This is a genomic window from Leucobacter sp. GX0328, from assembly GCF_053567315.1.
On record NZ_JBSGPC010000002.1, the window covers coordinates 427,737 to 447,806 of the forward strand.

The 20,070-nt window shown below is 72.2% G+C and carries 13 protein-coding genes; 7 read left to right on the top strand and 6 right to left on the bottom strand.

The features are described 5' to 3' along the window. The first annotated feature begins 27 nt into the window (after positions 1-27). A complete protein-coding gene (locus ACUYTF_RS10200) occupies positions 28-567 on the top strand; it encodes a hypothetical protein (RefSeq protein ID WP_449279719.1) in 540 nt (179 codons plus the stop codon). Positions 568-656: 89 nt separating this feature from the next. On the opposite strand, the gene ACUYTF_RS10205 is transcribed toward ACUYTF_RS10200, so the two are convergent. Next, a complete protein-coding gene (locus tag ACUYTF_RS10205) occupies positions 657-2,192 on the bottom strand; it encodes a DEAD/DEAH box helicase (RefSeq protein WP_434144116.1) in 1,536 nt (511 codons plus the stop codon). Positions 2,193-2,337: 145 nt separating this feature from the next. On the opposite strand from ACUYTF_RS10205, the gene ACUYTF_RS10210 reads away from it, so the two are divergent. Together ACUYTF_RS10210 and ACUYTF_RS10215 are read left to right on the top strand one after the other, a co-directional pair. Beyond that, positions 2,338-3,057 carry a ferritin-like fold-containing protein gene (locus ACUYTF_RS10210; RefSeq protein WP_434144118.1) on the top strand — a complete coding sequence of 240 codons (720 nt, stop codon included), beginning with the start codon at positions 2,338-2,340 and terminating at the stop codon, positions 3,055-3,057. Between the two features lie 17 nt (positions 3,058-3,074). Continuing rightward, positions 3,075-4,361, top strand: coding sequence for a 23S rRNA (uracil(747)-C(5))-methyltransferase (locus ACUYTF_RS10215; protein ID WP_434144119.1), 1,287 nt, complete (start codon positions 3,075-3,077; stop codon positions 4,359-4,361). 24 nt (positions 4,362-4,385) lie between these two features. Here the strand turns inward: ACUYTF_RS10215 and ACUYTF_RS10220 are convergent, their stop codons facing one another. After that, a complete protein-coding gene (locus ACUYTF_RS10220; protein WP_449279720.1) occupies positions 4,386-5,303 on the bottom strand; it encodes a GmrSD restriction endonuclease domain-containing protein in 918 nt (305 codons plus the stop codon). An 86-nt stretch (positions 5,304-5,389) separates the two neighbouring features. On the opposite strand from ACUYTF_RS10220, the gene ACUYTF_RS10225 reads away from it, so the two are divergent. Then, a complete protein-coding gene (locus ACUYTF_RS10225; protein ID WP_434144121.1) occupies positions 5,390-6,775 on the top strand; it encodes a phosphopantothenoylcysteine decarboxylase domain-containing protein in 1,386 nt (461 codons plus the stop codon). A 139-nt stretch (positions 6,776-6,914) separates the two neighbouring features. On the opposite strand, the gene ACUYTF_RS10230 is transcribed toward ACUYTF_RS10225, so the two are convergent. Together ACUYTF_RS10230 and ACUYTF_RS10235 are read right to left on the bottom strand one after the other, a co-directional pair. Continuing rightward, positions 6,915-7,142 (bottom strand): DUF3107 domain-containing protein, encoded by a 228-nt coding sequence (locus ACUYTF_RS10230; RefSeq protein ID WP_434144122.1) that lies wholly within the window; start codon positions 7,140-7,142, stop codon positions 6,915-6,917. Positions 7,143-7,303: 161 nt separating this feature from the next. Further along, the gene (locus ACUYTF_RS10235; protein WP_434144124.1) at positions 7,304-10,036 is read right to left on the bottom strand and encodes a penicillin acylase family protein; all 2,733 of its coding nucleotides are present in this window, start codon (positions 10,034-10,036) and stop codon (positions 7,304-7,306) included. A 144-nt stretch (positions 10,037-10,180) separates the two neighbouring features. Between ACUYTF_RS10235 and ACUYTF_RS10240 the strand changes: the two genes are divergently transcribed. Further along, the gene (locus tag ACUYTF_RS10240) at positions 10,181-13,402 is read left to right on the top strand and encodes a PD-(D/E)XK nuclease family protein (RefSeq protein ID WP_434144125.1); all 3,222 of its coding nucleotides are present in this window, start codon (positions 10,181-10,183) and stop codon (positions 13,400-13,402) included. Positions 13,403-13,425: 23 nt separating this feature from the next. Next, entirely contained in the window at positions 13,426-16,815 is a 3,390-nt protein-coding gene (locus ACUYTF_RS10245) for a UvrD-helicase domain-containing protein (protein ID WP_434144127.1), read from the top strand. Here ACUYTF_RS10245 and ACUYTF_RS10250 read toward each other — a convergent pair. Further along, positions 16,812-17,717: a LysR substrate-binding domain-containing protein gene (locus ACUYTF_RS10250; protein WP_434144129.1), complete on the bottom strand. Its 906-nt coding sequence runs from the start codon at positions 17,715-17,717 to the stop codon at positions 16,812-16,814. The genes ACUYTF_RS10245 and ACUYTF_RS10250 overlap by 4 nt on opposite strands. Before the next feature lie 78 nt (positions 17,718-17,795). Here ACUYTF_RS10250 and ACUYTF_RS10255 point away from each other — a divergent pair, with 78 nt between their 5' ends. After that, entirely contained in the window at positions 17,796-18,752 is a 957-nt protein-coding gene (locus tag ACUYTF_RS10255; RefSeq protein ID WP_449279721.1) for an EamA family transporter, read from the top strand. On the opposite strand, the gene ACUYTF_RS10260 is transcribed toward ACUYTF_RS10255, so the two are convergent. Next, complete coding sequence (locus ACUYTF_RS10260; RefSeq protein ID WP_449279722.1) at positions 18,710-19,990, bottom strand: phosphotransferase; 1,281 nt, start codon at positions 19,988-19,990, stop codon at positions 18,710-18,712. The genes ACUYTF_RS10255 and ACUYTF_RS10260 overlap by 43 nt on opposite strands. Positions 19,991-20,070 lie beyond the last annotated feature (80 nt).

Below are 20,070 nucleotides of genomic sequence, written 5' to 3' on the forward strand. Positions count from 1 at the left end.
CGGTCCGCCCCCGACGGAACCGCAGCGGTGAGCCTCGCCCGGCTCACCTCGGAGCGCGACGCCATCGCCGTGCTGCGCCGCAAGGTGCCGGGAGCTGAGGCGGTGGCCAGCGAGGTGTTCCACCCGTTCTGGTGGGCCCGCCTGCAGGTGCGCACCCGCGGCCTGATCCCTCGTCGCCGCACGGCGGATGACGGCGGCGAGCCGGCCGGCACCGTCATGAACGTGCTCGTGAATGCGCACTCGGGCCGCAGCTTCATCGCCGATTTCGAGCCCTCGGGCGAAGAGATCGACCCTGCGCGGTGGCAGGAGGAGCTCGACCGACTCGGCGAGCTGCGCACCGGCGTGAGCGCCGAGGACGCCCAGATCGCAGCCCGCGCCCTCGTGCGCACGAAGGTCGTGAAGACCGTCAAGCTCGGCATGCGCATCGACATCTCGCCGATCGGCGCACCGATCCCGGTGCTCAAGCCGAACTGGCTGGTGGAGGGCGCGAACGGGAAGTTCTCGGCGCAGTTCCTCGTCGACGGGCTCGACGGCACGCACTACGTCATCCGCGCGGAGAAGCTCTAGCGGTTACGTGCGGGCGCCTGCTCAGGCCGCCGAACGCAGTCGGGGTGCGGTTCCGGTGGAACCGCACCCCGACTGCTGTCGACTCCCGACTACTCCGCCGTGGCGTCGCCGGTCGCGGCACTGCCGCTCTCGCCGGTCGAGCCCTCGCCGGTCGAGCCAGTTCCGCCGCTGCGGCGGCGCCGACGCCGGCGGCGCGGGGCGACGCCCTCGCCGGGCTCCTGCAGCAGCGGTGCGCCGGGCTCGCCGCCGCCCTCGGTGTCGTGGCCGTGCTGCTCGTGGCCGTGGGTCTCGTGCCGCCCGCGGCCCTGCGGGTTCGCGCTGCGGGTGCGGCGCCGAGTGCGCGTGCGTCCGCCGCCCTCGGTCGATGCCTCGCCCGAACCCGAACCGCCGCGCGTGCGGCCGCCGGCGCTGCGCGTCGCGGGGGCCTGCTTCACCGGAGTCGCCTTGAGACGGCCCTTCGACCCCTCGGGGATGTTCAGGTCGGCGTAGAGGTGCGGCGACGACGAATAGGTCTCGGTCGGCTCGGGGATGCCGAACTCGAGCGCCTTGTCGATGAGCGCCCACTTGTGCAGGTCGTCCCAGTCGACGAAGGTGACCGCGATGCCGTTGCGGCCCGCACGGCCCGTGCGGCCCACGCGATGCAGGTAGGTCTTCTCGTCGTCGGGCACGGTGTGGTTGATGACGTGCGTCACATCGTCGACGTCGATGCCGCGCGCGGCGACGTCGGTCGCGATCAGGATGTCCTTCTTGCCCGCCTTGAACGCGGCCATCGCGCGTTCGCGCTGATCCTGGTTGAGGTCGCCGTGCACGGCGGCCGCATCGAAGCCGCGGTCGTTCAGCTCCTCCTGCAGCTTCGCCGCCGCGCGCTTCGTGCGCATGAAGACGACGGTCTTGCCGCGGCCCTCGGCCTGCAGGATGCGACCGATGACCTCATCCTTGTCGAGCGAGTGCGCGCGGTAGATGATGTGCTGGATGTTCGCCTGCACGCGGCCCTCGTCGGGGTCGGTCGCACGGATGTGGATCGGCTTGGTCATGAACCGACGGGCGAGCGTCACGATCGTGCCGGGCATGGTCGCCGAGAAGAGCATGGTGTGCCGGCTGTCGGGCACCTTCGAGAAGAGCTTCTCGATGTCGGCGAGGAAGCCGAGGTCGAGCATCTTGTCGGCCTCGTCGAGCACCATCTCGCGCACATTCCCGAGATCGAGCACGCGCTGGCTCGCGAGGTCGAGGAGACGGCCGGGGGTGCCGACGACGACCTGCGCGCCCGCCTTCAACTGCTCGATCTGGCCCTCGTAGGCCTTGCCGCCGTAGATCGGCACGACGGTCGCCGCGCGGCCCTGCGAGGCGAGCTCGAGATCCTCGTACACCTGCACCGCGAGCTCGCGGGTCGGCACGACGATGAGCGCCTGCACGCCCGGTTCGGGGTGCTCGCCGATGCGCTGCAGCAGCGGCAGGCCGAAGCCGAAGGTCTTGCCGGTACCGGTCTTCGCCTGACCGATGATGTCCTGCCCGGATATGGCGAGCGGAATCGTCTGCTCCTGGATGGGGAAGGCATCGTGGATGCCCGTGTTCGCGAGGGCGTCGACCATGTCCTGGTCGACCCCGAGTTCGAGGAATGTCGTCACGCCTGGTCCTGTTCTGTTCTCGAGTGCTGCGCTCAATTACGAACCGGGGCGCAGCCGCCACCGCGCCAGCGGCGATGACGTGATTGATGTACGTACGCGATCAGTCTATTCCAGCGCCCGCGCCCGCCGACGGTAAGCTGGCAGAGTGTTTGAATGGATCCGCGGCCTGCGCCGTAAGAGCGCGCCGTTGCAGCGACACCGCCTGGGCGGCGACGATCACGATGCCGAGCGGGTCGAGCTCGCCGAGTTCGCGCCCGGCATCATGGCGTTCCTCGGGCTGACCGCGTATCTCCAGCTCGAGCTCTACGAGGCGGCCACCCGCGGCGTCTCGGGCGCCCCGACGCTGAAGGCGAAGGACATCCTCGCGAACGTCGCGGGCGAGACGCTCTCGAAGCACCATCGCATCACCGGCGAGATCCGCCGCCGCGGTCACGAACCGCACACCGTCATGGAGCCGTTCAGCTCGGTCATCGACGAGTACGTCGAGCGCATCGAGACCGTCGACTGGCACCAGCACGTGCTCTCGCTCTACCTCGTCGGCGGCCTGTTCGACGACTTCTTCGCGAGCCTCGCCGGCGGCATGAAGGACGGCTACCGCGCCGAGGTCGTCGCCCTGCTGCGCGAGGACACCGGGCGCACGGAGCTCAAGGGGCTGCTCGAGGAGGCGCTGGCCGAAGACCCGAAGCTGTCGAGCTGGCTCGCGCTCTGGGGCCGCCGCCTCGTCGGCGACACGCTGCTCGTCGCCCGTGCCGTGCTCTCGCTCAGCGAGAAGCGCGAGTTCGTCGAGAGCGAGGTCGAGCCCGTGTTCACCGAGCTGATCGCCGACCACATCCGCCGCATGGACGGCCTGGGCCTGACGGCTTGACTTCGGAGCGCACCGACATGCCGCGCACCCCGGCCTCTGCTGCCGAGCAGCTGCGCTTCGCACCGCCGCAGTGCGGCTACTTTGCGGCGGGGCTCTGCAGATCGTGCACCTTCATCGAAACGCCGTACGCCGCGCAGCTCGATGCGAAGGAGCGCCGCTGCCGAGAGCTCCTGCCCCAGGTGCCGGCGACGGCCTGGCTGCCGAGCGTCGACGGCGGCGGCGGTGCATCGTCGTCCGTACGGGACTTCCGCAACAAGGCGAAGCTCGTCGTCGGGGGAGTCGCGGGCCGCGCGACCCTCGGCATCCTGGGCCCCGACGGCGAGGGCGTCGACCTGCGCGAGTGCCTCATCCAGGCGCCCGCGATCCGGGCGGCGATCCCGCTGATCGCCGCCTTCATCGAGCGCACCGGTCTCGAGCCCTACAGCGTGCCGCGGCGGCGCGGCGAGCTGAAGTTCGTGCACGTCACCGTTTCGCCCGACGACCAGCTGATGCTCCGCTTCGTGACGCGCACCCGGCACGGCCTCGACGTGCTGCGCGCCCGGCTGCCGCAGCTGCGCGAGAGCATGCCCGGAGTCGCCGTGGTGTCGGTGAACCTGCTGCCGGAGCACAAGGCCGTGCTCGAAGGGGAGCACGAGGAACTGCTGCTCGGATCGTCGCTGCATATGGCCTCGAGCACGGACCCGGGCGAGGGCGCAGGCTTGGGCGGCAGCGCCGCGTCGGGCGGCCGGCTCGCGCTGCACCTGCTGCCGCAGAGCTTCTTCCAGACGAACACCGCCGTCGCGCGCGAGCTGTACGCGCAGGCGTCGGCCTGGGTCCAGCGTCTCGGCCCGTCGTCGATCTGGGACCTGTACTGCGGGGTCGGCGGCTTCGCCCTGCACGCCGCGGTCGCGATGGGGCGAACCGCCGGCGCGGTCGGATCGCAGGGCGCCCCGGCCGCGCCGCGGGTGCTCGGCGTCGAAGTCTCGGAGTCGGCGGTGCGCTCTGCGCGGCGGAGCGCGCGCGACGCCGGCATCGACGCGCGTTTCGAAGCCGCCGACGCGACCGCGTTCGCCCTCTCGGCGCCCCGCGACGAGATTCCCGAGCTCGTGATCGTCAACCCGCCGCGGCGGGGCATCGGCCCCGAACTGTGCGACTGGCTCGAGCACGGGACGTCGCGGCACGTCGTCTACTCGAGCTGCAACCCCGAGAGCCTGGCGCGCGACCTCGCGGCCATGCCGTCGCTCGCGGTGCGCGAGGCGCGGCTGTTCGACATGTTCCCGCACACGCGGCATCTCGAAGCCGCGGTGCTGCTCGAACGCGCCTGACGGCGCGGCGACCGGCCCCGGCGCCTACTCGCAGCCGACCCCGTCGCCGTCGCGGTCGAGATGCCGACCGTATCCCGGCTGGCCCTCGACCACGGGTGCCGCACCCGCCTCGCGCGCGGCGGTGCAGTTCTTGAAGTATGCGGGCGGAGCCGGAGGGACGACCGGAGCCTCGGTCTCGGCAGGGGGAACCGGCGTCTCGGCAGGAGCCCCGGCCTCGTCGAGCTCGGCTTCTGCGCCGGCATGCGACGCCAGGTGCGACACCAGCAACGGCTGGTCGGGGCAGCCGCCGAGCACGCGCGCCATGGCGTCGTGCTCCGCCTGCGTCACCCAGAGCCCGTACGCGGCCTTCACCGAGACCTGCCGCGCCACGTAGTCGCAGCGCGCGGATTTGTGCTTCGGCAGCCAGGTCGCGGCGTCGCCCGCACCCTTCGCCGCATTCGCGCCGCCATCGACCGCGAGCAGATTGAGCGGGTCGTTCGCGAGCGCGACGCGCTGCTCCTGCGCGAGCTGCTGCGCGCCCTTCTGCCACGCGTCGGAGAGCGCGACGACATGATCGATCTGCACGAGCGCCGACGTCGTATCGCCGCGCACGAAGTCGATCGTCGCGCCGGTGTACGGGTCGTGCAGCGTGCCCAGCACGACCTTGCAGCGGCCCTGCATGACCAGGTCGGTCAGATCGCGCCGCAGAATGTCGTTGCGGGTGTCGCAGCCGTTGCCGTCGGCATCGAGCCAGCGCTTGCCGAACTGCTCCGTGCGCTGGTAGCCGGTGCGGGGAGCGCGGCCCTTGACCGGGAGCGTCTCGAGCGCCTCGACGGCGGTCGCCGATGCTCTCTCGGGCGGTGCCTCTGCAGCAGCCGGCGCCGCGATCGCGCCCTGCACCAGGAGCAGCGCGAGGAACGATGCGACACCGCATGCGCGCAGTGCGGCGGATAGGCGGGGCATAGCTCAGAGTCTATCGCGGCCTCGCTCTCCGAGAACACCGGCCCGCCGACCGGCCCCGGATCCCGTCCGCTCGCTACGATGAAGCCATGAACATCGTGCTCGGAGTCACCGGAGGCATCGCCGCCTACAAGGCCGTGCTGCTCGCTCGCCTGCTCGTCGAAGACGGGCACGAGGTGCACGTCGTGCCCACCGAGGACGCCCTGCGCTTCGTCGGCAAGCCGACCTGGGAGGCGATCAGCCGGGCCCCCGTCACCACCTCCGTGCACGACGACGTGCCCGAGGTGCGCCACGTCGCGCTCGGGCAGCGCGCCGACCTCGTCGTCGTCGCCCCGGCGACTGCGAACACGCTCGCGCGCATGACTGCAGGGATCGCCGACGATCTGCTCGGCACCACGCTGCTCGCGACCCGGGCCCCCGTGCTCGTCGCCCCCGCCATGCACACCGAGATGTGGCAGCATCCGGCCACGCAGGACAACGTCGCGATCCTGCGCTCGCGCGGCGTGCACTTCGTCGGTCCCGAGAGCGGGCGCCTCACCGGTGCCGACACGGGGCCCGGGCGCATGAGCGAGCCGGATACGATCGCGGAGCGCGTGCGCGAGCTGCTCGACGACGGGGCGGCCGTGTCGCCTGATCCCGCCGCGCCGGGCACCGGCACGACGGTCATCGGGCCCGGCCCCGATGCTGCTGCCATCGAGGCCGCGGCCGAATCCGGGTTCATCGATCTCGAGGCGGCAGCGGCCGCCGACCCCGCGGAGGCTCCGTCGGCCGGCGACCTGCTCGGCGTGCGCGTGCTCGTCACCGCAGGCGGCACCCGCGAACCGATCGACCCGGTGAGGTATATCGGCAACCGTTCGAGCGGCCGGCAGGGCGTCGCGCTCGCCGCCGCTGCCGCCGATCGTGGAGCCAAGGTCGTGCTGCTCGCGGCCAATATCGACGAATCGGTGCTCGCCGATGCCGACAGGCCCGGCGTGCGCACCGTGCGGGTGAGCACGACTGCGGAGCTCGACCAGGCGGCGCGCGCCGCGGCGACGGGCGCCGAGGTGATCCTGATGGCGGCGGCGGTCTCCGACTACCGCGTCGCCGAGGTCGCCGACGGGAAGATCCGCAAGGAGGATTCGCCGGGCGGTGCGCCGACGCTCGCGCTGGTGGAGAACCCCGACATCCTCGTGTCGCTCGTGCGCGAGCGGAGGCCCGAGCAGGTCATCGTCGGGTTCGCCGCAGAGACCGTGGAGAGCGAGGGCGAGCTGCTCGAGCGGGGGCGGCGCAAGCTCGCGCGCAAGGGAGTCGACCTGCTCGCGGTCAACGCGGTCGGTTGGCGCGAAGGCTTCGAAGCGAACGAGAACACGCTGCACGTGCTCGGTTCGGCGGGCGACCTCGTCACCGTGGCATCGGGCAGCAAGCGAGAGGCCGCCGATGCGCTGCTCGACGCGGTGGTCGATGAGCGCGACGGCGGCCTGCACCCGCTGTCGTGAGGCGGCCCGCTCCCTGAGCGTCGGCCTGCGGCGTGCAACAGAGGCGCCGAAGGGCGAGAAAACGGGCCGATGCCTGTGGCACGGTCAGATTTCTCGCCCTTCAGCAGGGGTGCTCGGCAGCCGGCGGCTACCGTGACGGTCAGTTGATGAAGCCGACCTTGCGGCTGCTGTCGCCGCCGATCTCGAGGTAGGCGATCGAGGCGGTCGGCACGAGGTACTGCTTGCCCTTGGTGTCGGTGAAGCTCACGAGCGGCTGCTTGCCCTCGGCGAGCGCCGACTCGACGACCGCGCGCAGCTCATCGGCCGGCTGATCGGTCTCGAAGCTGATCTCGCGGGGCGACTGAATGATGCCGATGCGTACTTCCACGGATGTCCTCCTCAAATCGTGGGCCGGCGCGGTGCCGCAGCTGCGGCGCGCGTCGGTGCCCGGCAGTCGCCGGTACCGGCCGTGCCGATACCGAGTCTAGAGGCGAAAGCGGTGCGCGCCGCCGGTCGACGGCCGGTCGTTCGCCAGCAGCGCACCGCCCGCTACCCGGTCGGCCGCAGGATCAGCGTCCGTTCGGCGGCGGCGCTCACCGCCGTCCTCGAATAGTTCCAGGGAGAGGGCTCGCCGCTCGCCCAGCCGGCCGTCTGATCGACGTAGTGTGCATTGAAGGCGTGACCGCTCTGACCGGTGAGGTTCTGCCAGGTCGATGCATCCCACGCAGCGAGATCGACGACCATGCGCATCGACGGTACGGTGACGGTGCCGTAGCCTTCTCCGAGCGTCCACCCGGTCGCGTTCACGATGCTCGGGCCGCCGCCCACCGGGTACGGCCCGCGGTTGAAGAGCGCCTCGACGGGGGCGATGCCGCTCTCTCCGAAGGTGCCGTTGCGCAGCTCGAGCGCGTGCAGCCCGCCCCAGTTCCAGCGATCGGGGTTCGATCCCTGCAACCCCGCGAGCTCCGCGCTCGCGGCCTCTGCGGCCTGGAGCAGCAGCGCGTCGCGGTCGTCGCCGAACCACCGGCTGCCGGGGTCGGCGAGCTGCTGCGCGAAGAACAGAGCGAAGCGCCCCTGGTCGTCGCGGGGGATCACTGCGGCGCCATCGGCGTCCTCGCCGCCGACCGCGCGCACCATCGCGTCGGTCACCCGCTCCCACAGCACGTTCGCGTACGCTGCGGCGGCCGAATCGGCGTCGTTCTGCCCGTCCCAGCCCTGCAGCAGCCGCAGCGCCTGCGCGGTCGTCGGGTCGGCGCTGTCGATGCCCGAAGCGGCCTGCTGCAGCGCGTCGGCCGCGGGAAACCGATTGTCGAGCTGGATCGCGGTCATGTCCGCGGAGTCGACCGGGCCCTCTGCGATGCGCTCCTCGAGCAGTTCGACGATGCGCGCCGCCCGGAAACCGTAGTCCCAGTCGCGGCTGAGGAAGTAGGGGTAGTCGTCGTTCACGATGGCGTTGTTCGCCGTCACGATGTAGCCGGACTCCGGGTTGTAGGCCCGTGGCAGCTCGTCGAACGGGATGAACCCTCGCCAGTCGTAGGCGCTGTCCCAGCCCGGCTGCGGCATCCAGCCGTCGCCCGCGCCGCGGATCGGCAGCCGGCCCGGCGCCTGGTAGCCGATGTTCCCGTCGAGGTCGGCGTAGACGAGGTTCTGCGCGGGCACGTCGAACTTCGAGGCCGCGGCGCGGAAGTCGTCGAAGCCCCGCGCCCGGTTCATGAGGAACACCGCCTCCGCCGTGCTCCCCGCGTCGAGCGCCGTCCAGCGCAGGCTCACCGCGAATTCCCCCGGCGGCAGCACGGCCGCACCGGTCGCGCCCGCCGACGGGTCCATCCCGGTCTCCGCGGCGCCCGACGTCGTGCCTACCCGCGGCTCCTCGGCGATCGCAGTGAAGTCGGGCGTCAAGCCCGACACGATCGGCCCGTGCACCGTCTCGCGCACCTCCATCCGCGCCTCCTCGCCGCCGGCGACCGAGAAGGTCTCGGTGCGGGTCTCGAACGGCACCTTCTCTCCGTCGCGCCAGTAGCCGTCGCCCTCGACCCGCTCCACGTACAGATCGGCGACGTCGGTCGTGAGGTTCGTGAAGCCCCAGGCGACCCGGTCGTTGTGCCCGATGACGATGCCCGGCAGCCCCGAGAAGCTGAAGCCCGCCACATCGAACGGGCAGCTCTCGTCGACGACCCGGCAGCGCAGCTGCAGCTGCGTCCACACCGACGGCAGGGCCGCTCCGAGATGGGGGTCGTTCGCGAGCAGCGGCTTCCCGGTCGCGGTGTGCTCGCCCGAGACGACCCACGAGTTCGAGCCGACGCCCTCGCCCTGCGCGGCGATCAGGCGGTCGACCTCCGCGATCGCGCGCTGCACCTCGGGGATGGCATCGGGAATCGCGGCCGCGATGCCCTCCGCGGGCGCCGCCGGCCCCGGAGCGGCCGCGTCGGCAGCGGGCTCGGCGATCCCTGGAGCGGGTGCCGCCCTCGCCCCGTCACCGCCAGCGACCCCGGCCGCTGCCGTGGTGGCCGCTGCCGCCGGGTCATCGGCCAGAATCACCGGGTGCTCATCGAACGGATACCCCGGGTAGAGCTCGGCGAGCTCCTCGGGCGACAGGGATCGCGCCTGCAGCGCCCGCGCCGTCTCGTCCTCGATGTTCGTGCGCAGATCCCACGACATCGCTTTGAACCACGCCACCGAATCTGCCGGAGTCCAGGGCTCGGGCACGTAGCCCGCATGCTGCAGCGCCAGCACCGAATACTCGAGCGACAGCGCCCCGCCCGAGCGCTCCGCGAGATACGCGTTCACTCCCGCCGCATAGGCCTCGTAGTACGCGCGCGTCTCCGCGGGCAGCGCCGTGACCTCCTCCTCGGCGATGCGGTGCCAGCCGAGGGTGCGCAAGAACTTGTCGGTGCCGAGCTGCGACTCCCCGAACAGCTCCGCGAGCCGGCCGCTCGTGAGGTGCCGCCGGAAATCCATCTCCCAGAAGCGATCCTGCGCGTGCACGAAGCCCTGCGCGAAGAAGAGATCGTGACTCGAATCGGCGGTGATGGTCGCGATGCCGAGCGCGTCGCGCTGCACATCGACCCGAGACTCGAGACCCGCCACGTCGATGCGGCCCTCCGTCTGCGGAAACGCCCGCTGCACCGTCCACACGCCGAACCCCGTCGCCACCACGGCGATCACCACGATCGCGGTGAGCAGACCGAGCAGCGCTCGCCGCAGGCGGCGCCCCCGGCGCCCGCGCGGCGCGGTCGGCGGCGGGGTGGTCGAACGATTCGATGTTGTGGCGCGATTGTGCACTTCGGCTCCTCCTGCTCCGTTGCAGACCGTCAGGCTTCAGCATAGTGATGGCGCCGGTGCGGGCGCAGCGCCGCGTGGGCGGGCGGGATGCCGCCCGTCGCCGGCCGGGAGCGCGATGTCGGCGGTGCTCAGTAGGCTGAAATCATGATCCGACCCGACCCGTCGCAGGCCGCCGTGCTCGCCTTCGACCCGACCCGGCACGCCCGCATCCTCGGCGCACCGGGCACCGGCAAGAGCGCGGTGCTGATCGAGATGACCGCCCGCGCGCTCGACCTGCCGGGTTGGAGCGAACACGATGTACTGGCCGTGGCCCCGGGGCGCCGGCCCGCCTCGGAACTGCGCGCTGCGATCGAACACCGTGTGCAGCGCGCCATCGGCGGCGTGCCGGCGCGCACGCCCGCGTCGCTCGCGTTCACGGTGCTCGCCGAGGCCGCGGCCCGGACGGATGCGACGGCACCGCGGCTCATGACGGGCACGCTGCACGACGAGATCATCGCCTCGGTGGTGGAAGAGCTCGTCGAGGGGAGCCCGGCGGCCGCGCCCCCGGAGCTCGGCGGGATCGCGGGCGAGGTGCTGCGCACTGCGGCGTTCCGGGCGGAGCTGCGCGAATTCTCGCGCGTGCTCGACGACTTCGCCCTCGACGCTGCACAGGTGCGCGCAGACCTCGGCCGACTCGCCGGCACTGCGACGGCCGACGCGTTCTCGTCGGCGCCGCCCGAGGCGCTCGTCGGGTTGTGGCTCTCGGCCCTCGACGTGATCGAACGCACCGAGGAGCGCCGTGCCGATCAGCACCCGGACGAGTTGAGCGCGAGCGCGCTGTTGCGGGCCGCCGCGCGGGCCCTCCGCGCGGGCGAGGTGCGCCCGCCGCGTCTCCTGCTCGTCGACGACGCGCAGGAGCTCGGCGAGGGGCAGCTCGGGCTGCTCGCCGCCTGCGCCGCCGCCGGCAGCCGGGTCTGGGTGTTCGGCGACCCCGACATCGCGACCTCGGCCTTCCACGGCGAACGCACCGGCGCGCTCGCGAACCTCGCTGCGGAGCTGGAACGCCGCGGAGCACCGGCTTCGTCCGGATCGCCGGGGCCGCACGATGCGCATGAGCAGTTCGGCGTGCTCGGGACCGTGCATCGGCACGGCGGGGCGCTGCGCGGGCTCGTCGCGAGCCTGACGTCGCGCGTCGGGGCGGCGGCGGCCGGTGAGCAGCGCGCGGCGGTCGCGGCGGATGCGGATGCGAGCGCGAGCGCTGGCGCCGATGAGCGCGACGGTGCGATCGTGCGCTTCGTGCGGGCGCCGTCGCCGGCCGAGCAGCTGGGCACGGTCGCGCACCGCCTGCGCAGCCGGCGCCTCGGCCTCGACGGCCCGGTCACGCAGTGGGGCGAGATGGCGGTCATCTGCCGGTCGCGCTCCGAGGCCTCGCGCATCGCGCGCGGGCTCGCCCTGCACCAGGTGCCGACCGGAGTGGCGGCCGGCGGCATCGTGCTGCGCGAGCATCGCGTGGTGCGCGACCTCATCGCCCTGCTGCGCGACGCGATCGGGCTGCACCCCATCGCGGCAGACGACGTGCTCGAACTGCTGGCCGGGCCGATCGGCGGTCTCGACCCCGTGGCGGTGCGTCGCCTGCGCGGCGCGCTCATGATGCAGGAGCGGCGCGAGGCACGCGACGAGGAGCGCGACGCGCGGGACGTCGACGAGCTCGTGCTCGACGCCTTCCGCTTCCCCGGTGCGGAGCCCGCGGTCGACAGCTCGGGCGGGCGCGCGCTGCGGCGCATCGGGACGATCGCCGCAGCCGGGGCCGCCGTGCACCGCGCCGGCGGCACGCCCCGCGAGGCCCTCTGGGCGCTGTGGGACGGTACGAAGCTCGCCGGCCCTTGGCAGGACGAAGCGCTCGCAGGCCGCGGGGCGCGTTCGGACGAGGCGAATCGCTCGCTCGATGCGGTGCTGGGGCTGTTCTTCGCGCTGCAGCGCCACGAGGAGCAGGACAGCGAACGACCGATCGGCGAGATACTCGGCGAGCTGCTCGAGAGCGCGGTGCCCGAGGATTCGCTGGCCCGCTCCGCGGCGCGCGACGCCGTCGTGGTCACCACGCCGCAGGGCGCGGTCGGCAGCGAGTTCTCGTTCGTCGCGATCGTCGGCCCGCAGGACGGCACATGGCCGAACCTCCGCTCCCGCGGCTCGCTGCTCGGCACCGTGGCGTTCGAGCGCTGGCTGCGCGGGGGCGAGGCGACGACCGCCTCGCGCGGCGACACGGTGCACGACGAGCTGCGGCTCTTCGCACAGGCGGTGAGCCGCGCCCGCGACGAACTGCTCGTCGCGGCGATCGCCGACGACGAGCACCACCCGAGCCCCTTCTTCGCCTTCGGCGGCGACCATCTCGTCCATGGTCTGCCGAGCTCTCGCCTCACCCTGCGCGGGGCGACCGCCCAGATGCGGCGACGGCTCACCTCGCTCGACGACGGGGAGGAGTTCGACGCGGAGGCGCTCGCCTCGCTCGCGGAGCTCGCCCGCGAGGCGGTGCCCGGCGCGCACCCCGACGAATGGTACGGCGTACTGCCGCCGAGCACCGACGCGCCGCTCTACGCGGGCGACGCGCGCATCCCGGTCAGCCCGTCGCGCCTCGAAGCCGCGGAGCAGTGCCCGCTGAACTGGGCGGTCTCCGTGCTCGGCGGCGGTACGGGCAGCGTGCAGGCGAGCATCGGCACGCTCGTGCACCACGCGCTCGAAACGGCGCAGGGCCACGACCCCGAGGAGCTGCTCGCCGCGATCATGAGCGAGTGGCGCAAGCTGCCGTTCGACGCCGAATGGGAGGCCGAGCGGGCGCGCCGCACGGCGGCCGCGATGGCCGACGGTCTCGCCGCCTATCTGCGCGAGTTCGATGCATCGGACCGGGAGCTCATCGGTCGGGAGACGGGCTTCGCGATCGAGATCGGTCGGGCGGAGCTGCGGGGCATGGCCGATCGACTCGAGCAGCGCCGTACCGCGTCGGGGGTCGAAGTGACGGTGCTCGACCTCAAGACGGGGCGCACCCCGCCGAGCAAGGCCGATGCCGAGCAGCACGTGCAGATGCAGGCCTATCAGCTCGGAGTCTCGCGGGGAGCGTTCGACCTGGCGGATCCGCCAGACGAGGGCGCGGCGAGCGGCGGGGCGCGCCTGCTGTACGTGCACCCGGACGCCACGAAGCAGGCCGAGTTCGTCGAACGGGTGCAGCAGCCCCTCTCCGTAGCAGCGGGCGCCGAGCTCGAAGCGCGCGTCGAGCAGATCGCCGAGGTCATGGCGGCCGGCGCGTTCACGGCGCGGGTCGAGCACCACTGCTCCGACCCGCACCAGCCGGGCGATTGCCGCCTGCACATCATCCGGGCGGTGAGCCGCGCATGAACGGAACGGAGCACGGAACGCGCATGACATCGGAACGGGGGAGCAGGCAGGACATCGTGTTCTCGGCCGCGCGCATCGCGGAGCTGCTGGCCGAGCCGGGCAAGGCACCGCTCGCGCCGACCGATGAGCAGCGCGCGGTCATCGAGCACCGGCTCGAGGGCAGCGCGCTCGTCGTCGCGGGAGCCGGCAGCGGCAAGACCGAGACGATGGCGAACCGTGTGGTGTGGCTCGTCGCCAACGGGCTCGTGGCCCCCGAGCGGGTGCTCGGCCTCACCTTCACGCGGAAGGCCGCAGGAGAGCTGCGCGACCGCATCGTCGCCCGCCTCGAGACCTTCAGCTCGCGCTTGATCGATGCGGCGGAGCGGGGCCTACTCACGGAGCCCGAGGCGCTGCGGGCGACCGGGCTCGCGGCCGAGCTCGGAGACGGCCTCGCGCTGCCCGACGTCAGCACCTACAACGCCTTCGCCGCCGGGGTGCTGCAGGAGTTCGGCACCGCCGCGGGCATTCCGCCCGGCGCGGCGGTGATCGACGAGGCCACGGCGTGGCGCGTGGCGCGCGAAGTGATCCTCGCGAGCTCCGATGCCGGGCTCCGCGACAGCGAACTGCGCACCCCCGAGCTCATCCGCCAGGTGATCGGCATGGATCATTCCGTGTCAGACCATCTCACCTCGCTCGCCCGCGTCGAGCAGGTCGTCGAGGAGTTCGGGCGCGTCATCCGGCTGCCCTACAACGAGAAGGAGCTGCACGGCGAGCGCAGCGGCAAGATCTACGCTCCCGTGCGAGACGCGGTGGCGCACCTCGGCGAGACTCCGCTGATTACCCGTCTCGCAGCGGAGTACGCGGCGGAGAAGCAGCGGCGCGGCCTCATCGAGTTCTCGGATCAGCTGGCCCTCGCCACCCGCACCCTCGAACGGGCGCCCGAAGCGGCCCGTCTGCTGCGCAGCAGATACGGGGTCGTGCTGCTCGACGAAGTGCAGGACACCTCGGTGGGGCAGACGCGACTGCTCGCCAAGATCTTCGCGGGTGCCGCCGTGATGGCCGTCGGCGACCCGCATCAGTCGATCTACGGCTGGCGCGGTGCCTCGGCCGAGGGGCTGCAGTCGTTCCACCAGGACTTCCGGGGCCGGAAGCCCGCCGGCAGCGGACGGACGACCGAAGCCGGGGCGCCCGCGACCCTGACGCTCTCGACCAGCTGGCGCAACCCCGAGGCGGTGCTGGGCGCCGCGAACGAGATCGCGGCGCCCCTCGCGGCCGACGCCGCGATCGACGTGCCGAAGCTCCGGCCGCGGCCCGGTGCCGCGGCCGGAGACGTGGAATGGCTCTTCGCCGAAACGGTGCACGAGGAGCGGCAGCGGCTCGCCGAGTGGATGGGTGCTGCGCGGCAGCAGCACCTCCGCGAGTACGGCGAGCTCCCGACCGCCGCGGTGATCTTCCGCAAGCGGAGCCCCATGGCGGCCTTCGCCGCCGCGCTCACCGAGGCGGGCGTGCCGAACCGCATCGTCGGGCTCGGCGGCCTGCTGACCACGCCCGAGGTCACCGATGTCGTCAGCGCTCTGCGCTGCATCTGGTACGCCGATGCGGGCGGCGACCTCATCCGCCTGCTCGTCGGGCCGAGGTTCCGCATCGGCGTCGCCGATATCGCGGGCCTGCGCGATGCGGCGCGCTGGTTCGCCGAACGAGATCTCTCGCTGCGGCGCCTCAGCGAAGAGGATCGCCGCGCCGACAGCGTGCTGCCCGACCCCGACCGGCGGTTCACGCTCATCGACGCGCTCGACCAGATCGTCTCGATCAAGGACCCGGAGCACCGCGCGCTCGCCGGCATCAGCCGGGTCGGTGTCGAGCGCCTGCGCGATGCCGGCCGCATGCTCGCGGCGCTGCGCCAGCGCGTCGGCGGTGACATCGGCGAACTGATCTCCGCCTGTGTGCACGCGCTGCGTCTCGATATCGAGCTCGAGGCGAACGAGGCGCGGGGCCACGACGGGGGAGCCGCCGCCCTCGACAATCTCGAAGTCTTCTCGGAGCTCGTGGAGGGCTATCTCGCGGTCGACTCGCGGGGCACGCTGCCGTCGCTGCTCGAATGGATCGAGCGGGCGACCGAGGCCGACGAGGTCGCCGAACGCGTCGCCGCCCCGGCACCGGGCACGGTGCAGCTCATCACGGCCCATGGCTCCAAGGGGCTCGAATGGGACATCGTCGCAGTGCCCCGGCTCGTCGAGGGGGAGTTCCCCGGCGCTTCGCGCAGCGGGGCCGGCTGGCTGCGCAGCGGGCAGCTGCCCGACGAACTGCGCGGCGATGCGGCCGCGCGCCCCGAGCTCAACTGGCGGATCGCGGCGACGCAGCAGGAGCTGCGCGATCGCATCGCGGAGTACCGGGAGGCCCTCAAGGAGCGGCATGCCGAGGAGGAGCGCAGACTCGCCTACGTCGCGGTGACCCGTTCGGCCGGTCGGCTGCTGCTGAGCGGCTCGTTCTGGGCGGGGCAGACGAAGCCGCGGCCGCCGTCGCGCTACCTGCGCGAGCTCGAGGAATCCGGCGTCATCTCAGGGCTGCCCGAAGCGAGCGCGCACGAGACCGACCCGTCCGAGGTCGAGGAGCTCACGCTCCGCTGGCCGCTCGACCCCCTCGGCTCCCGGGCCCGGCCGGTGCATCGCGCCGCCGAGGCGGTGCGGCGCGAACTCGCGCTGCCGGCGCGGCCCGACGCGCCGATCGACGAGACGGTGCGCCTGCTGCTCGCCGAGCGCGATGCGCAGGGCGCGGCGCAGGCCGCGGCGCTGCCCGAACGCATCACCGCATCGACGTTCCACGAGTTCGTGGAGCATCCCGAGCAGGCGGAGCGGGGGCGCCTGCGCCCCGTGCCGCAGCGCCCGTACCGGCGCACGCGCATCGGCAACCGCTTCCACGAGTGGGTCGAACGCCGGGCGACCACGGCCGCCGGCACGGCGCTGACCCTTTTCGGCTACGACCCGGAGGAGTGGGATCCGGGAATCGCCGAGTTCGAAACCGAACGCGAGCTCGAACCGCTCATCGAGCAGTTCGAGCGGTCGCGCTGGGCGGGCCGCATGCCGATCGCCGTCGAACAGGAGGTGACGCTGCCCTTCGCCGGCAGAACCCTCGTCTGCAAGCTCGACGCCGTCTACCTCGACCGCGACGAGGCCGGGGAGGAGCGCTACGAGGTCGTCGACTGGAAGGCCGGTCGGTCGCCCCGGAACGAGCGCGAGCGCGCCACCCGCTTCTTCCAGCTCGACCTGTACCGGCACGCGTACGCGCAGTGGGCCGGCGTCGCCCCCGAGCGCATCGACGTCTCGCTGTTCTACGTCGCCGAGGGGGTCGAGCTGCGCGGCGGCGAACTGTGCACGCTCGCCGAACTCGAGGAGGCGTGGCTGCAGGCGGCGCATCGCCTGCAGAGCCCCGCCTAGAGCGCCGCGTCGTTCCGGGCCCCGTCGAGCGCGGGAGGGCGGAGCATGTCGAGGAACGCTTGCGCTGCCGGTGCGGGATTGAATGCGCTCCACGCGAGGTATTCGGTACGGGTCGGGCCTCCGGCGACAGGGATCGTGCGGAGGTCGTCGGCGCCGGTCGGCACCACGGCCGGTGAGAGCAGGGCGATGACGAGGCCCTGCCTGACCAGGTCCAGGATGAGATCGGTACTCATCGCTTCGAATGCGACGTCGCGACGCACTCCGGCCGCATGGAACGCGAGATCGGAAGGCGCACGGCCCGGGGTGCCGGCGGGGAAATCGACGAATACCTCGTCGGCGAGATCCACCAGCCGCAGCCGTCGTCGCCGTGCGAGTCGGTGCGCGGAGGAGAGGACAGCGACCAGGCGTTCACGGGCCAGGACGCGTGCGTTCACGCCTATCGGGGGCGTGCTGTCGGGGAGGCCGAGGACGGCGGCATCCATTCGGCCCGCGCGGATTGCTGCGATGAACTCGTCGCTGCCGCCTCCGCGCAGTCTGATCCGCACTTCCGGATGGGTGCGATGGAATCGCCCGAGGCCGGCGGGGATATCGATCGCGGTCACGGTGGGGATGACCCCGACGGTGAGGGTTCCACGGATGCGTCCGTTCGCCGCGGCGGCGTCCGACACGGCCCGCTCGGCGGCAGCGAGGCTCGCCCGTGCCTGCGCTACGAACGCTGCACCGGCGGCGGTGAGCTCGACGCGGCGGCTGCTGCGGGCGAACAGCGCGACCCCGAGCTCGCGTTCCAGCGCCTTGACCTGGTGGCTGAGCGATGACTGCACCACGAAGCACCGTTCGGCGGCGCGCGTGAAGTTCATCTCCTCTGCGAGGGCGATGACGTACCGCAGCTGCTGCAATTCCATGCATCTATGGTCTCAATGCATCATTGATATGGCAACAATCTATTGGACACATGAGGCGAGTGGCCCGACGATGAGTGCATGAGCATCACGACTCCCGCCCCGGCATCGCAGAGAGCTCCGGGCGCCTCCCCGAATCGAGCGACGTGGACGGCGATCACCGCGATCGTGCCGATGGTGTGGGGAACCACCTACATCGCCACCACGCACCTGCTGCCCGAGGGGCATCCGCTGTTCGCTGCGATGATGCGTTCGCTTCCGGCAGGGGCGATCGCGCTGCTCATCGCTCGGCAGCTGCCGCGCGGGGCCTGGTGGTGGCGGAGCCTCGTGCTCGGCACCCTGAATATGGGGGCATTCTTCCCGCTGCTGTTCGTCGCGGCCCAGGAGCTCCCCGGCGGCGTTGCCGCCACTCTGGGGGCCGCGCAGCCCATTGTCGTCGCATTCCTCGCCGTGGTGATTCTGCACGAGAGGCTGTCGGTTCGGCGGGTCTGCTGGGGCGTGCTCGGCATGAGCGGTGTCGCCCTCGTCGTCCTCGGGCCCGACGCCGCGATGTCTCCCGTCGGCGTCATCGCCGGGCTCACCGGAGCCGTGTCGATGGGCACCGGGGTCGTGCTCACGAAGAAATGGGGCCGCCCCGAGGGGGTCTCTCCGATATCGCTCGCGGGATGGCAGCTCGCCGCCGCCGGTCTCGTACTCCTCCTGCCCGCGCTGCTCATCGACGGGGTACCGCCCGACATCGACGGCGCCGCGTGGCTCGGCTACGCGTGGCTCGGCATCGCGGGGGCGCTCGTCGCCTACACGATCTGGTTCGCAGGCATCCGACGCCTCCCGGTCACCGCGACCGCGCTGCTCGGCCTGCTGTCCCCGCTCGTCGCCGCGATCCTGGGCGCCGCGATCGCCGGAGAATCCCTCACTCCCGTGCAGCTCCTCGGCTTCGCCCTCGCGCTCGTCGCGATGCTCGCCGGCCAGCTGCCCTCCTCGGCGGCCCGGTCGGCTCAGCGGGGGATATCCTCGTCGCCGATGGGCTCGGTCGGGTGATCCGAAGCATCGTCCGGGGCGGCGGCCGATGCGTCCTCCGACGCGTCGTCGTGCTGCCGGATGTCGGGCATGACATCGGTTTCCGCGTCGGCCGAGGATTCGGAGGCCTCGGCACCCGACTCCTCGGAGCCTCCGCCCGCCCCTGCGTCTGCGCCCGTCCCGGAGCCGTCCGGGGCGTCGGTCTCGACGAAGGCCTGCTCGACCCCGAACATGCGGTCCTCGTCGAGCGCCTCGTACGCCGCGGTCTCCGAGAGATGGTCGACCACCTCGGGGGTCTCCTCGAGCATCGCCTCGACCTCCTGCTCGCTCAGCGTCGGCCGCGACGCAGCGGCGACGGGCACCGAGATCAGGGAGTCGACGAGCCGGTCGAGCATCGCGACGGCGTCGTCGACGACCTCCTGATCGTGCGCCTCGACGCCGTGCAGCAGCCAGCGGGCGACCTCGAGCTCGCGGTAGAGCCGGGCGCGCACGGTGAGCGAGGCGAGCGATCCCGCGCTGCGCAGGTTGCCGTAGCGCGGCACGACCGCTTCGAACACCCCCGCGCCAGCTGCGATCAGCCACGAGAAATCGACGGCCGGGTCGCCGGTGCCGAACTCCGACCAGCCCTCGATGCCGACGATGACGTCGTCGGCCACGAGCAGCTGCGCGGCGTCGAGCGAACCGTGCACCATCGTGGGCGCGAAATCCCAGACCTCGCTGCTGTCGAGCACCGACATCCACCGCTCCCGCACGGTCTGCGGCAGCAGGCGCGTGCCCTCCGCGCGCTCGACCAGCCGGCCCACCTGCTCGCGCAGTTCGCGGCTGCTGCGCACGGGGAGCCCGCCGTGATGCGCGATCGTCGTGGGTAGATCGTGGATCGCCGCCAGCGCCTTCGCGATCTCGGGGACGAGGATCGCGTCCTCCGCCAGATCCTCGACCGCGAACCGCAGCCCGGGCAGCGACGTCGACACCACGGCGCGTGTCTCGCCCGCTCGCGTCATGCCGAGCGTTTCGGGCACCGAGAACGGCAGCAGCGCGCGCGACCCCTCGGTGAGCGCCGCGAGGCCGAGCAGTTCGGCCGATTGGCGCACCTCGGCCGGCCCGCTGCGGGGCACGCGCACCAGCAGCTCGCCGCGATCCGTGTCGATGACAGCGGTGGCATACGCCGTGTCCTCATCGTGGGGGCCGACGCTCAGGACCTCGAGGCCGGGCACCGCCGACGTCGCGAGCGCGGCTAGAGTGAAGGGGATACTGGCCATGTACTCAGCGTATGCATCAGTGCTGCGGGAGCCCTCGCGCCACGCGCATCGCCCCGATACCGCGCCGATGGACGACCGAG